Below are 14251 nucleotides of genomic sequence, written 5' to 3' on the forward strand. Positions count from 1 at the left end.
CTTAAGCCTGAACTTCTCTGGACCGGAGGTTTCCTTCCTTATCCAACCACAAGCGGATGCCTTTTTCCTCCCTATCAAAACGATAAACCCGGTCGCCCAACACTATAGAAGCGTTCTCAAAGGCATATCCCACGGTAACCACGGCTGCCGGGCCAGCCACCACCCTGGTGGTGGCCCCACCCCTGGACCCCATCTCTCCCACATGCACATCCCCCCTAGCCTGTATCTCGCCACCGCGAAATACCCCGGATACAGTCACTTTCTTACCAGCCTGAATCCGGGAATTATAACAACCACTGCCCACCACCTGGACATCGCCGGTAGCTATAACGGTGGAATTGAGGACGCTTGACGCAACCACATCGCTTTCCGCAGACGGCGGGGACGCAAAGGCCTGTTCCCATTCCTTGGCTCGCTGGGCCAATGTTTCTACCTCCCGGACATCACGCACCGCCAAAGGGGAACGGACCAGCGCCCGTTCGACTTCCCGGATAAATTCTTCCAGGCCTTCATCGGCTAATCCCGGTGGCATAGTTTCAACCTGCTTTTTGAAGGTATTGACAGCAGCAGGAAGATGGCGAAACTTCCCCTCCAACAGCAACTTTACCAGGGGGCCGATACCGCGTTTAAGATCGCCCTGCTTGAACGCCGGGTGACCCAGCAACTGCCGGATAGCCGTGGTCATCCCTTGCAAACCGGCTGCCAAAGCATGAACCTGCGGCTGTATTCCTTGTAGAAAGGCTGGAGTTCCTCCTGCTGCCACTACCGATGCCAGGATATTTCCCCTGATCAAGATGGACCCAGTAGCTTGAACCCTAGCCCCCGATACCAGCCCTCCCACCCTGATATTCCCGCCCGCTTCTACCGCCATCCCTTCTGCCACATTTCCGGCAATTAGGATATCTCCTTTAAAGACAATGTTACCTGAAGCAAGGTCTACGTCACCAGCATGCACCAGTTCAGGTAATACACTTACTCTCACCAAGTCGCGCCCGGGGGAGGCCACAGGACGTCCGGCACGGGCCGCTACGGCTCGTTCACCGTCCCTGGTAAGTACGGCTCCTTCACCTGCAGAAAGGATAAAGTCCCGGGGCGACGGCGGCATAATTACCTCACCCTTGACGCTGGTACCGGGACGACCCGGCCTAGGCGGGTGTTTGACAGCCAGGATATCTCCTGCCTCCACCGAAGTAAAAACATAGCGTTCCCGGAAATCCACCGCTTCGTCTTCCCCCGCCAGTACCGGCAACTTGGAATCAGAGGTAAAAAGCAATTCTACCCGACCGTCTTTTCCTGGTTCTGCAGGAATGCCCCGGGCGATAACCACCTCCTTTTCATCGCAGGATGTAACACCGCGAGAACATGCTTCCCAGTCTACGCCATAGTTAATCCCCAGCCGGGATAACTCCTGCAATAGTTCGTCCCATGTGAGTGGTGGAAAACGTTCTTCTCGTTCCACAACCGCCAGTTGTAATATCCTGGCGGCCGGGAGATCCGGCAGTTCCCGGTAAACTACTATCGTAGGGAAAGTTCGCAATATCGCTTGCAGACCATCGGAAGAAACGGTCACAGACCATTTCCCTTCTCTTCGCTCTTCCACCGTTTCCACCCGCACCGTATCCTTCAAGGATACGGGGGTGGATTGAGTACACTCCCGGTCGTTAACAATCAGTCTTACCCCCTGGCAAGGTACCACCACCGGGTAAGGTCCCTCCGGTAGGTGCCGGACAACAAGGCGCCCCTGTTTCACAAAAGCATATGGACCCACCGCTTCTCCGTTCGGAAAAGCATTGTCCACTGCGCTCGCTGTTGCTGCGGGGGAGCCCCGGATAATCTCCTCTTTCATTAGGAATTCACCTCCTGCTAGGCGTTAGGATTTGTCTCTAGGACTTCCAGCACTCGGAAAAACCCTATCACTTCCCGGTCTTCTCGAATAAGATCGGGGATGGAACAATAAAGCTGCTATTAAATAGCCGCCAGATACTTGTTATCATCAGCCACTTTCAGCACTACCATTGTGATATCATCCTTCTGCGGTAAATTTTTCGTAAAGTCAGTAACACTTTGGAAAACCTGATCTTCAATCTCTGTTGCCGGGCTGTTCGCATACTGGATTAAAATTTGCCGCAAGCGCTCCAAACGGAAAGCCTCCCCCCTTTCATTTCGTGCTTCTACAATCCCATCCGTGTAAAAAAACACGTAATCATCATTATTCAATTGAATTGAATGTTCTTGGTACTGTTGATGAGGCATCCCTCCCAACATGATTCCCTTCCCTGGTAGTTGTTCACAGCTTCTCGTCCTCCCTTTTACAATCAGGGGGAGATTGTGCCCTGCATTGGCATAAGTAAGGATTTTTGACTGCGGATCGTAATCAGCGCAATAAACCGTGACAAATGAACCCAGTGCTTTGAAGTCATCGTACAAGATGCTGTTCATGATCGTTAGCGTTTCTCCTGGACCTCTTCCTTTTTCGGCTGCGTTTCGAAACGCACTTCTTGTTAACAACATCAACATAGCTGCTGGAATTCCTTTGCCCATCACATCCCCAATTACGATCCGGAGTTTTCCGTTCTTTAGTATACAGAAATCGTAATAATCCCCCCCGATCGAGCAAGCAGCAATCGATGTGCCCGCAACCTGTCCACCCACGAATTCCGGGACTCCTGTATTTAATAATTTGCTTTGAATCTGCTGGGCTAACTGTATTTCTCTTCTTAAAGTGTTCTTCAATTCATGGGCTAATTGATTAGACCGCTTCTGTAATTCCTGCATCCCCCTTGCTATCGCATGAAGGCTGACAGAAAAAATACATAAACAGGCCAGTATCAAAAACGGCGCCAACCGGTAAAAAGAAATCAACATCACACCAAGGGAGAGCAAAAATACGTGATATATCCCGCTATTCTTCCAATCAATTCCTTTCTTGTTAGCCATATAGCTGCTGAGCAACAATGTTCCGTACAAAGAAGCCACCGAGGCGATTACACTGGTGTAAAACGAAAGACTACCATATGGTACATTGCCAGTTAACAAGTTAATCATTACCATAACGATGATCAAAAGCACCCATTTAAACCAAAAAAGCCAATGGCGCCAAGTCTCCTTAGGTTGAAGAATAATCTGTGTAACGGCAACGGCCAACATTATAAATGATGCTTGAACAACCGGATAATGAAAAGCCATAATCCCGGCGAGAACAGGGAGTAATGATAACTCCTGAGCTGTTTCAATTGTAAAAAACCACTCGGTTAAAAGCAGGCCAATTAAGTATAACAATAAATACATCCAGGTTTTCTGCCAACTGAAAATAATCGCGGAAGCTCCAAACAATCCGCCAACCGCTAACAACACACCCATGTACTTTGCACGACTTGAAGCTTTCATCTTAATTAGCCCCTTTCTGCAAGGCCTCGATGATTTGAAACAACCCCACTGTGTTAAGAAGTTCAGATATATTCTCATTGGCATTTTCGAGGCTGACAGTAAAACCCAGTTCCTGTGACAGGCGAACGACTTGAAGAATGGCACCAATCCCGCTTGAATCGATGAATTCAAGCCCAGCCATGTCAATGACCAATCCAGAGATATCAGAAAGTTGTTCCGTCTGACTGTTAAAAGTATCCACAGTGGAGATGTCCAATACGCCTTCTAAACTGAGCCTTACAGTCTTTCCTTCCGGACGGGATTTTACGTTAAGCATAATGCACATTCCCCTCTTTAAGAGTCGTAATATTGTTGGCAGCTACCTTTTCAGGTGTATCAACTAAGTTGATCTCTAACATGATGGTTGTGCCCTGGGAACCGGTGCTCAGCACAATGCGATCCATCACCTTTAGAAGTAAATAGAACCCCCATCCCGCAGAGTGTTTGGTCGAGTATCCGGCCATCAGAGTTGTCCTGGGAAGTTCGGATAAGTCTATGCCGCTTCCGTTGTCCGACACGAAAATTCGGAGAAGATCACCAACCATATAAAGGCTCATTTGTCCCTCTGTCGCATGTTTCAATACATTGGTAACCGCTTCGGAAGTGCCAAGCAATATGTTATATCTAACCTTAGGCGGGAGAGGACGAGACTCCAGTACCTCCTGCACCCGCCGGCGGCAGTTGACGACATCCGTTTTCGTAAGGATTGGGTGACTGGATATGTATACCCCTGTTTTCAACTGTTCAATTTCCTGTTGTTCCACCAGCAAAAGTTTTCCCTGTGTTACCGAATAGATCACTTCACGATAAAGGTTTCGAACTCGTTCTTCTTGTTTTTTCTCATATTCGAGTATGTCAGTCACATCAAAGAAGATAACACTGACCTGATCGCCAGAAGGAACACAGTAGACATCATATATCTTACGAGATTGCGCTTCTTCGAGTATTTCTCGCACTCCGCCCTGTTGTCTGCGTACTTTTTCCACCAAAGTAATTACCTGCTCCCGGCATGGAATATCGATGGAATCTCCTGCCTCATTTCTAAAGTCACCATCATAACGTACGATTAGAGACGCACCAAATTTATCCAACAGTTGTGACTGGTAAACCCTTTTCCGCACTTCGCTGAACACGAGGTTCTCGATCAGTTTCTCTTCAATGGTGGCCGGCATGGCCGTTTCTCTGGGCTCCTCCTGCAAATCAGCAATCTCTAATACAATTTCCACCACCTGTGGGTCCAGTTTGGTTCCCGCCAGTGCTGCAAAATCAGTTTGGGACTTCTTCTTGTAAAAAATGTGGTCGTACTGATCTGCAGCAGCAATAATCCGAGCTCCCAGCGGTATATGCTCTCCCGACATACCAGCAGGGAACCCTGTGCCGTCCCAGCATTCATGGTGGTAGCGAATATACTCGGAGGACTTGGCTAACCCGGCTATCTCCTTTACCATATCTGCGCCAATTTCCGGGTGTTTGCGATATTCCCTTTCTTCTTCGAGGGTAAGCGGCCCTCGCTTTTGAAAGATTTTTTCCTCCAGGTAGGTCTTGCCCAAGTCGTGCAATAGGGCCGCATAATGAATTGAATCAATTTCATCCTGGGACAGTTTCACCTTTTCCGCAATTTTGCGGGCTATCCTGCCAACCCTGGTGGCATGTCCTCCACTGATAGACAGTTTGTTTTCAGTTAATTGAGTGAGTGATTCCATCGTCGTTAAGTAGGTTTTCCGCAAGTTGATGAATAAGGAAAAAGCATAGCGCAGGGCTAAGAAAACTACAAGAACAAATAGTGTTTCAATCCAGAACTGCAGTTGATCATTTAGCTCATAAGAAAGAGCCAGACGCACGCTTAAAAGAGAAATGACCAAATGTATTAAAAGGCCGTCTTGGACCATTTCAATCCAAGTGGCGAAGTATTTTCTTTCACTCAGTTTAGAGATGATGACGGACATCAAGGTGATGTTCACAAGATAGTAGAGAGCAATGGCCACAAGTAAACGGGGAACATCATACCACGTAAAAGTCCCCGGTATGCCCCCTGACCACAGATACCCGTATCCTGCGGCAACAGTACAAATAATATACTGGCTTGTATTATATAAAAACTTAATTTTCTCGCTTTTAAGCAATGGAATACTGATTAAAGAGATTATAATCTCAATTACTACCGCTTCTTGAATGCCGTAGACGGCCATTACAACGAAAGTGAAGGTAGTGGAGCCTGAAAATACAGTTCCGTTTGGTAATTCAACATAAAATTTTTCAAGCAATCCAGCAATCAGGCCAATTGCCAAAACAAAAGGCAAAAATTCTATTTTTAGGCCGGATAACATCAGCAAGAGAACAGCCATGCCGGTAGCGATGACTGTATATATAAAGTTTTTCAAATATCCTGGCATGGCTATTCTCTCCTTTCTTCAGAAAAAATATTAAGGAAAAAAGGGGCGTAGAATAAATCATTTTCAAGTAACAGTCATGTAACAGGAACGTCGTTTAGCGCCATGGAATTCTAGCCACAGCCGCCAGTATCATGGAAGCCACGGTCAGCCAGAAGAAAACCTTCTTCATCATATCACCTCCCCCCGGATGAATTGCTTCACCCTAATGATCTACGCCCCAAAGTTTGAATCTAATGGCTATACTGTTTTAACATTCCCTTGTAAATAAACCATGAGACGCCCAGCGTCACCGCAATGTCACCGAAGCTTACCACCATGCTGCTGAAAACAAAAGGAGGACGCAAGGGAATGACGTCAGCTAAATACGGTAGAAGGGTAGATTCCGTCAGCGGTTGGTGTTTTGTCACCCCTTCCACTACTACAGGTATGTATGAGGATAAACCCGCCCACTCCAGCGCATCCAGGGATACGGGCATCCTGCCGCCATTGGCGATTATCACCAAGAAATTGAGTAAGGTGCCGAGAATAAACAGTTTAATGCCCGGGATGTGGCGATTGCACCAGCAACCATAGATTAACATTAAGTAGGAAACAACTACCCAAAAGGCAAAACTCCGGTTTATCAACAAAACGCGATGGTAAAGAAACATCACTATCAACTGTAGCAATAACCCGGATATGATCATCCACTGCTTCCTTATTTCGGTTTCCGACAGGCGCCGCAGTGACCCTTTTTTAAGAAAAGCAATGATAATCACCGGGATTAGAAACTCGTAAATCATCGAGTCCTCTCCTTAATTGCAGTAGTCAGTAAGGCCCAGGATGATTTAAAATGATGAGCGTTTAAAGTGTTCCTCACCCAAGAAAGCCGGTACGCCCATCACATCCAATACCTCGTAAACATCTTCGCTAAGGTTGCAAACGGAAAACGGCTGTTGGTTCTGGTTCAGATCTTTCCAGATAGCCAGGAGACTTCCCACACCAGTAGAGTCCACAAATTCTAAACCAGCCAGGTCGAAAACAATCAGCCCGTTAATAGGTTTATGTTTTTCATAAAAAGTTTTAAATTCAGGTACAGTGGAGAGGTCAAGTTCCCCGGCTACCCTCAGGACGGTGGCTTGATCTTCTAAACTAACAGATAAAGACAACACGCTGAACACCTCCGGACCGTCTGTAAATTACTTTATTGCTAAATGCGTCCTTCTTCAAACGCATTGCAGCTGCCACTCTATCTAACCTGATAGTAATGCGTTTCGCCGGCATACTGAAAACATGGCTCCGCGTCGCATTTTTCACCAACCTTCTGCCTATCAGCCCTTCCCGGCTGCATTTCCTTTCAATTGCCACAATATTACCAGCAAACGGTCCAGCCATTGGCTCTGGGCGTATACCAGCGGATGTGACAACGTGACGTATGAATCCGCCAATTGTACAAGCCATTGCTTTTCCTCGTCTATCTGCCTTTCCAGCCTGGCCGGGTCGCGATAGGTGGCAGTCTGCCAGAAAGGCTCTTTCGCCAGAGCAGCCACCAGCTCCGGGTCGAACTGGGAACCGGCACCCTGATAGACTTCTTCCAGCGCTTCATACATTTTTAAAGGCAAGTGGTAAGGACGTAAGGAAACCATGGCATCCAGGGCATCGGCCAAGGCAATGACCCGGGCGCGCCAGGGGATCTGTTGTCCCCTCAGACCCTCGTATCCCTTTCCATCCCATCTTTCGTGGTGATAGCGGACCATTTCCACCAGGAGCCTGTCCCCTCCCCTCTCTGCAACCAACGAGGCGCCCCGCCAGGAGTGTTCCTTTAATTGCACCCATTCCTCTTCCGTGAGCGGTCCCGGCTTGTCGATAATGTCGCGTGAAATTAACATCTTTCCTACATCATGGCAGAGCGCCCCGGCAATTAAGATTTCCTGCTCCACTTCGTCAAGACGGAGGAAAGTGCATATTCTCATGCATAGATTGGCCACATTGGCGCTGTGGAGGAATAATCTGGGCCAGGACTCTTTCATCGACTTTAACAGGTCGCCTATCCCCGTTAGCTCTATAGGTACCGCCCCCTTTTTAAATTTTCTGTCCGTCATTTTATTGTCGACCTCCATACCAGAACATTAACGGACAGACGTATTTTATGAACAAAAACGACAGCCCGACCAGAGCTGCCGCAACAGAACACATTTAAAACAATAACAATACCTTTATCACGGCAACCTGGCAGTCATACCCTCTAGGGCTACAGACCCATGGCTTTGCGCCCCACCCTTTCGGGTGGTTTGCCTTTAGCACAATAAAGTTTTTTTACCCAACATTTTAAGTGCATGATTCAATATCGCCGGAATACAAAAGTTTCTCCAGCGGTCAAAACGTTCGCGTTTAAAGAATCCTTCTTACAGGATAAATGAATGAGGAAACAATGCGGAAATAAATCCTTTGACAAGAAAGGGGTTTGATGCGCCCCGCTGTCAACCCCACGAAACGCAAGGGCAAACCTAGGAGGTAGGTTAGAAAGACAAGTTAAAAATGCAAACGTTCCAAAGGACCAGAAGTGCAAAGAAAAAGGGGAGAAAATTAGAATTATCCATAAAATGGTACTAATTACATATAATACCCCCCCCCCCCCCCGAGGGGAGCATATGTTCTGGTAGCATAGTCTAACGCTTTCATCTTCCCGGTCATTCCTCTCCATTTCTTTCTCTCATAAAACTATTTCAACAAAAATTGCCGTTTTCCTGCCCTCCTTCCCCATTTTTCGAAATACAAATTCATAACTACCGACACCAAAGCCATGTCTACAGATAGGATACCGGCGCCGGCATCTATCATGTGTTTTCACGACAAAATTCGATTTTTTATGTTAACTTAACTGCCGCATGAGTGATTGCCTCATTCGGCAGCTTTGGCTGTCGAAGATTAGCAGAAAAGAATTTGGTTATATTTCCATAATTTTAATATTACTGCTCCCTTGCCAAACAAATGTTCCCTGTGATATCATCTTTATTGTCAAACATTTGTTTGGGGTGAATTTATGGCGAGCAATAGTAAAAACATTATCTGGGAAATGCACCGGTTAATGCTCCCAGAAGTAACTGAAGCAATACATCGAAAAGAAGAAAAAAAGAAACTGGTGGAGAAACCAATGCTCTCGGAAGATCGCTTGGAAGAGTTAGAGCACAGCCTTCGCGAATGTCTGGAATTAGCACGGCCAGCAAGGTTTACGTACTATCGAGCCGGTATTATCAAGTCAGTGATGGGAGTACCTATTAAGGTAAAAGGCTCATATCTGGTCCTTTTTCACCAGCTTGGTGAACTTTTTATTCCACTGAAGGATTTATTGGATATTAGCTAATGGGACAACGGGTAATAATGCTTGTAGATATGAATGCCTTTTACGCATCGGTACACCAGGCAATGGATCCTTCTTTGCAGGGCAAACCGGTAATTGTGGCGGGCGACCCCGATAAGCGGCACGGAATTATTTTAGCTAAAAGTTACGAATGTAAGAAATATGCGAAGCTTGCAACCGGCATGCCTTTATGGGAAGCCAAAGCCTTGATTCCCCACGCCATTGTTGTTAAGGCGCAAATGGATCTATACGTTAATTACTCCGCCCATATCAATGAAATTCTGCATGGCTTCACACCCCTGGTAGAATCATTTAGCATCGATGAATCTTTTTTAGACGTATCTGGTTGTGAGAAACTTTTTGGTAACCCTTTGGAAATAGCAAAGAAGATTCAAAATAAAATTATGCATGAAGCCGGTATTCCCTGTTCCATCGGCATTGGTGCTAACAAGCTTTGTGCTAAGCAAGCTGCAGACTTTAAAAAGCCCATGGGCATTAGCACCCTCTGGCCGCATGAGATTAAAGAAAAGCTTTGGCCACTGCCGGTGAAAGAGTTATTTGGCGTTGGATCCCGCCTGGAAAGAAGAATGCACCTGCTCGGCATTAAAACAATTGGTGATTTAGCTAACTTTGATACTCGGATTTTAAAGAGCCGGTTTGGCGTGGTTGGATTATACCTCTGGCGCTGCGCCAATGGAATTGATGATGGTCCGGTGGATCCTTATTCCCTGGACACAGCTAAAAGCATAGGTCATCAATTGACTCTGCCCAGAGATTATATCGGGTTCGAAGAGATTGCTACTGCTATTTTCGACATTTCGGAGCTCGTTGGCGCCAGGGTTCGGGCTGGAAAATATATAGGCAGAACAATAAACCTAAACTTAAGGGACAGCGATCTGTTCTACTACAGCTGGTCCCGGACGCTTAGGGAGCCTACGGATTTAACCGAGGAAATATATCAGGCGGCTGTAACATTAATGACCGATGTATGGCCACAGTGGCGCCCGGTTCGGATGGTAGGAGTAAGCCTTTCAAACTTGGTGCCAAAATCGGCTGTGCAGTTAGAATGCTTTAGTAAAAGGGAAAAGATGGGGACTATCAATGCAGTGGTGGATGTTCTACGGGAATCATATGGCAAGAATTGTGTTCTGCGTGGCCGGTCACTGTTGCCGGAGGGATTATTCCGCTGAATGTTTGTGGAATGAAAGATTAAATAAAAAATTTTCCTCTTGACTGGCAAGCTACTTTTTGCTATAAATATTACTGTCCCTAAGCCGACGTAGCTCAACGGTAGAGCAGCTGACTTGTAATCAGCAGGTTGCGGGTTCGAATCCCATCGTCGGCTCCAAGCAACACAACCAGCCCGTCGGTTGTGTTTTTTTGTTGATGGATAAATGCGAAAACGGCCCTTTCTAATCCAGGGCCGCTAAGGCAAGGGAAAAATTTCTTAATGGAAATCTATATCGATGCGTTTTCTTTGATCAGCCTGGGCTTTTGGCATCCGGACTTCCAAGATGCCGTTTCTGTAGGAAGCCTTAGTGCCTTCCGCTAGCACCCTGCTGGGCAATGCAACGGAGCGCTGGAACCGCCCGATAAAACGTTCTTTTCTATACATTTGCTCTTCTTTCACTTCGCCACTCCTGTTTATCTGGCCGCTCACACTAAGCAGATCATCCCGAACTTCAATGTGGATATCATCTTTCTTTTCCAAACCGGGGATTTCAAAGGAAGCTATTACTTCATTTTCGGTTTCATGTACGTCAACCCTGGGCCCTAACATATTTTGCACAGCCGACGGCCACTCGTTGAACAACCTGTCCATTTCCCTTTTCCAATTCTCCAAATACCTGAATGGTTCATAAGGTATCAGTGCCACTTAAACTCACCTCAAATACTATTTTTTTTATTGTGTAAAAAACGGGAGAAATTTATTCAGGGTCTCAAAGTAGTTTTGTAAATCCGAACAAATCAACATCTCGTTGTCTTTTGTTTTAACCACCATGATATATTACCTTGCATTTCCTCAATAAACTCAAGCAACTCATTCGTAGGAGTGGGAAATCTTTTTACCTCCGTCATTAAGGATTTTCTCCGGTATTTAAAATGTCAGCCTTCTTTTATATATTATTCCGCTGCCATGGGAATAGCTACTTGCTCCCCATTATGCTATATTAACCATGTACCGCAAAAGTCAATTACGCGCGCTAAACCTTAGTTGGCTTATGTAAACCGGAAAGTTGGTTACTTGTTAGCCAAAAAAAAAGTTTTGTTGCTGTGGTGATGTCATGGATAGACAGTTCTGGATATATATGCTGCTCTGCAAAAACGGTGCTCTTTATACGGGCATGACTACTGATATTATTGAGAGGTATGTGCAGCACCTGCGCGGCACCGGCGGGTGTAAATATACCAGAGCCAACCCGCCGGTTAAGCTTGCCCAGTGTTGGAGACTGATAGGAACCAGATCGGAAGCATTGAAGGCGGAAAAACTGATCAAGAAAGTCAGCCGAAGGCAAAAAGAACTTTTGGTAGCCTCCCCCCATCTCCTTGGCTCTTTGCTTTACAATGCTTTGCAGCAAAATTTCTCGGTCAAACCCTGTAATTTAGAACTAATCGCAGCAGAAATAAAAAGACGGGTTTCCCCGTCTTAACATCCTTTTTACAGCCCAGCCCCTTTTCTTAAGGCGTCCGCTTTATCCGTGCGTTCCCACGGCAGGTCCAAATCCAAACGCCCGAAATGACCGTAAGCAGCTGTCTGTTTATAAATCGGCCTGCGCAAATCCAAAGCCTGGATAATGCCAGCCGGACGCAAGTCAAAATTCTCCTGAATTAGTTTGGTCAACTTATCATCGCTTATTTTACCTGTGCCGAAAGTATCAACCATAATAGAAACAGGACGCGCCACTCCAATAGCATAAGCCAATTGGACCTCGCACCGGGCAGCCAAACCTGCCGCCACCACGTTTTTGGCTACATAGCGGGCAGCGTAAGCAGCGGAACGGTCTACTTTAGTGGGATCTTTACCGGAGAAAGCACCGCCGCCGTGTCGCGCCATGCCTCCGTAGGTATCGACGATAATCTTTCTTCCTGTTAGCCCGGCATCGCCTTGTGGTCCGCCGATCACGAAACGTCCGGTGGGGTTAATGTAGTACTTGGTATATGCATCTAATAATTCAGCAGGAATTACCGGCTTAATTACTTTTTCAATTATATCCTGCTGGATGATCTCCATGCTCACATCCGGGCTGTGCTGAGTGGAAATTACTACGGTATCCACTCTAACCGGCTTGTCATCTTCATATTCTACAGTTACCTGAGACTTACCATCGGGACGTAAGTAGGCAAGTTCTTCGTTTTTGCGCACTTCTGCCAGTTTCCTGGTTAGCTTGTGAGCTAAAGCAATGGGCAGAGGCATATACTCGGGGGTTTCATTGCTGGCATAGCCAAACATCATCCCCTGATCCCCCGCTCCTATGGCAGCAATCTCCTCTTCCGACATCTCACCTTTTTTTGCTTCATAGGCTTTATTTACACCCATAGCGATATCGGGCGACTGCTCATCGATTGCCGTTAAAACTGCACAGGTATCACAGTCGAAACCGAATTTGGCCCTGGTGTAACCAATCCCGCGAATAGTTTCCCTTACAACCTTGGGAATATCCACATAGCAGTCGGTGGTGATCTCTCCAGTTACCAGCACCAATCCCGTTGTGATTGCAGTTTCGCAAGCAACCCGGGCATTAGGGTCTTGGGAAAGAATAGCATCTAATACTGCGTCCGATATTTGGTCAGCAATCTTATCCGGATGTCCTTCGGTTACAGATTCTGACGTAAATAACTTCTTTACCATCAGTCCAACTCTCCTTTTACAGTTTATTTCTACCAAACCCCGGTAAAGATGCCACAGCGTCTAAAATTCTGGCCGCCACTTCTTGTTTGCTGAGTAAAGGAAGCGCAACCTTATTTCCATCGGGGTACAGCAGTGTAACAAGATTTGTATCGTGATTAAAGCCAGCTCCCGGTTTAGTAACATCGTTAGCTACAATGAGGTCCAGCCTTTTTTTGGCTAACTTCTCACGGGCGTTTGCCAACAAGTCCTGGGTTTCTGCGGCAAAACCCACCAGTAGCTGTTTCTGCTTTAGCTGACCAAGTTCCTGCAAGATATCTGGAGTTTTTTGCAATTCCAAAAACAGGCTTCCGCTTTCTTTTTTGATTTTGTGCTCGTGGGTTGTAATCGGTGTGTAATCTGCTACCGCTGCCGCTTTAAGCACTACATCCACATTGGCGTAATGCCGAAGAACCAGTTCCCGCATTTCCCTGGCACTCTCAACTTGATAAAACTCCACACCTGCAGGCGGGGTTAAAGCGGTATTTCCGGAAATGAGGATAACTTTAGCGCCACGCTTTTGGGCTTCCCCTGCCAAGGCAAAACCCATTTTTCCCGAACTCCTGTTGCCGAGGTAACGCACAGGATCTATGGCTTCCCTAGTCCCGCCGGCCGTTACCAGGACGGTTTTGCCTTTGTAATCCAGCTTGGGATAAAGCAGTGCTTCAATTGACTTTAGTATTACCGGAATACCTGCCAGCCTTCCTTTGCCAACAGCCCCGCAGGCTAGCCTGCCCTCTTCCGGTTCAACAAAATAATACCCAAATTCTTTTAGTCTTTTTAGGTTAGCCTGGGTAACAGGGTTTTCATACATATTGACATTCATGGCAGGAGCCAGCAAAACCGGAGCACGGCTGGCCAGCACTGTAGCAGTTAAAAGGTTATCGGCAATTCCCCAGGCTATTTTGGCAATGGTGTTGGCAGTAGCCGGTGCAATTACAATTAAATCCGCTTTTTCAGCCAATTCAATGTGGGGCACATACCTGCCCTGGTTTAAATGGGGCTCGTCCACCCACACCGGGTTTTTAGATAAGGTCTGTAGAGTTAAAGGAGTAATAAAATCAAGAGCAGCTTTGGTCAGGATCACGTGCACCTCGTGACCTGATTTCACCAAGCTGCTGGTTAAATCTGCGGCTTTATAGGCTGCAATGCCACCCGTTATCCCAACTAAAACTACCTTAGTGTTTTTATATGGCTCATTCATAG

13 protein-coding genes, 1 tRNA gene and 1 riboswitch are annotated in these 14251 nt (G+C 46.7%); of the genes, 4 read left to right on the forward strand and 10 right to left on the reverse strand.

The window, feature by feature from the left end:
• Window position 1 precedes the first annotated feature (1 nt).
• The 7 genes from EYS13_RS06145 to EYS13_RS06175 all read right to left on the reverse strand — a co-directional run bounded on the left by EYS13_RS06145 (window position 2) and on the right by EYS13_RS06175 (window position 7900).
• Window positions 2-1846 (reverse strand): flagellar assembly protein A, encoded by a 1845-nt coding sequence (locus tag EYS13_RS06145; RefSeq protein ID WP_227766974.1) that lies wholly within the window; start codon window positions 1844-1846, stop codon window positions 2-4.
• 119 nt (window positions 1847-1965) lie between these two features.
• Complete coding sequence (locus EYS13_RS06150; protein WP_227766976.1) at window positions 1966-3387, reverse strand: PP2C family protein-serine/threonine phosphatase; 1422 nt, start codon at window positions 3385-3387, stop codon at window positions 1966-1968.
• Window position 3388: 1 nt separating this feature from the next.
• Window positions 3389-3703 (reverse strand): STAS domain-containing protein, encoded by a 315-nt coding sequence (locus tag EYS13_RS06155; RefSeq protein ID WP_227766979.1) that lies wholly within the window; start codon window positions 3701-3703, stop codon window positions 3389-3391.
• The gene (locus EYS13_RS06160; RefSeq protein WP_227766981.1) at window positions 3696-5819 is read right to left on the reverse strand and encodes an HD domain-containing phosphohydrolase; all 2124 of its coding nucleotides are present in this window, start codon (window positions 5817-5819) and stop codon (window positions 3696-3698) included. The genes EYS13_RS06155 and EYS13_RS06160 overlap by 8 nt, the downstream gene beginning before the upstream one ends.
• A gap of 230 nt (window positions 5820-6049) precedes the next feature.
• Window positions 6050-6601, reverse strand: coding sequence for a DUF5317 domain-containing protein (locus tag EYS13_RS06165; protein WP_227766983.1), 552 nt, complete (start codon window positions 6599-6601; stop codon window positions 6050-6052).
• Window positions 6602-6646: 45 nt separating this feature from the next.
• Window positions 6647-6970: an STAS domain-containing protein gene (locus tag EYS13_RS06170; RefSeq protein WP_227766985.1), complete on the reverse strand. Its 324-nt coding sequence runs from the start codon at window positions 6968-6970 to the stop codon at window positions 6647-6649.
• 159 nt (window positions 6971-7129) lie between these two features.
• Window positions 7130-7900 carry an HD domain-containing phosphohydrolase gene (locus EYS13_RS06175; protein ID WP_227766987.1) on the reverse strand — a complete coding sequence of 257 codons (771 nt, stop codon included), beginning with the start codon at window positions 7898-7900 and terminating at the stop codon, window positions 7130-7132.
• Window positions 7901-8018: 118 nt separating this feature from the next.
• Window positions 8019-8104: riboswitch (cyclic di-GMP riboswitch) on the reverse strand.
• A gap of 737 nt (window positions 8105-8841) precedes the next feature.
• Here EYS13_RS06175 and EYS13_RS06180 point away from each other — a divergent pair.
• The 3 genes from EYS13_RS06180 (at window position 8842) to EYS13_RS06190 (ending at window position 10507) form a co-directional block, all read left to right on the forward strand.
• A complete protein-coding gene (locus EYS13_RS06180) occupies window positions 8842-9162 on the forward strand; it encodes a YolD-like family protein (protein WP_227766989.1) in 321 nt (106 codons plus the stop codon).
• The gene (locus EYS13_RS06185) at window positions 9162-10349 is read left to right on the forward strand and encodes a DNA polymerase IV (protein ID WP_227766991.1); all 1188 of its coding nucleotides are present in this window, start codon (window positions 9162-9164) and stop codon (window positions 10347-10349) included. Before EYS13_RS06180 ends, EYS13_RS06185 begins: the two co-directional genes overlap by 1 nt.
• 83 nt (window positions 10350-10432) lie before the next feature.
• Window positions 10433-10507, forward strand: a tRNA-Thr gene (locus tag EYS13_RS06190).
• 99 nt (window positions 10508-10606) lie between these two features.
• Here EYS13_RS06190 and EYS13_RS06195 read toward each other — a convergent pair.
• Window positions 10607-11035, reverse strand: a complete 429-nt coding sequence (locus EYS13_RS06195; protein ID WP_227766993.1) for an Hsp20/alpha crystallin family protein — start codon at window positions 11033-11035, stop codon at window positions 10607-10609.
• 409 nt (window positions 11036-11444) lie between these two features.
• On the opposite strand from EYS13_RS06195, the gene EYS13_RS06200 reads away from it, so the two are divergent.
• A complete protein-coding gene (locus tag EYS13_RS06200; RefSeq protein WP_227766995.1) occupies window positions 11445-11810 on the forward strand; it encodes a GIY-YIG nuclease family protein in 366 nt (121 codons plus the stop codon).
• 8 nt (window positions 11811-11818) lie between these two features.
• Here the strand turns inward: EYS13_RS06200 and metK are convergent, their stop codons facing one another.
• Window positions 11819-13009 (reverse strand): methionine adenosyltransferase, encoded by a 1191-nt coding sequence (gene metK, locus EYS13_RS06205; protein WP_227766997.1) that lies wholly within the window; start codon window positions 13007-13009, stop codon window positions 11819-11821.
• 16 nt (window positions 13010-13025) lie between these two features.
• Window positions 13026-14249 carry a bifunctional phosphopantothenoylcysteine decarboxylase/phosphopantothenate--cysteine ligase CoaBC gene (gene coaBC / locus EYS13_RS06210; protein ID WP_227766999.1) on the reverse strand — a complete coding sequence of 408 codons (1224 nt, stop codon included), beginning with the start codon at window positions 14247-14249 and terminating at the stop codon, window positions 13026-13028.
• Window positions 14250-14251: the final 2 nt, after the last annotated feature.

This window comes from Zhaonella formicivorans (genome assembly GCF_004353525.1).
GTDB classification, from domain to species: Bacteria; Bacillota; DUOV01; order DUOV01; family Zhaonellaceae; genus Zhaonella; species Zhaonella formicivorans.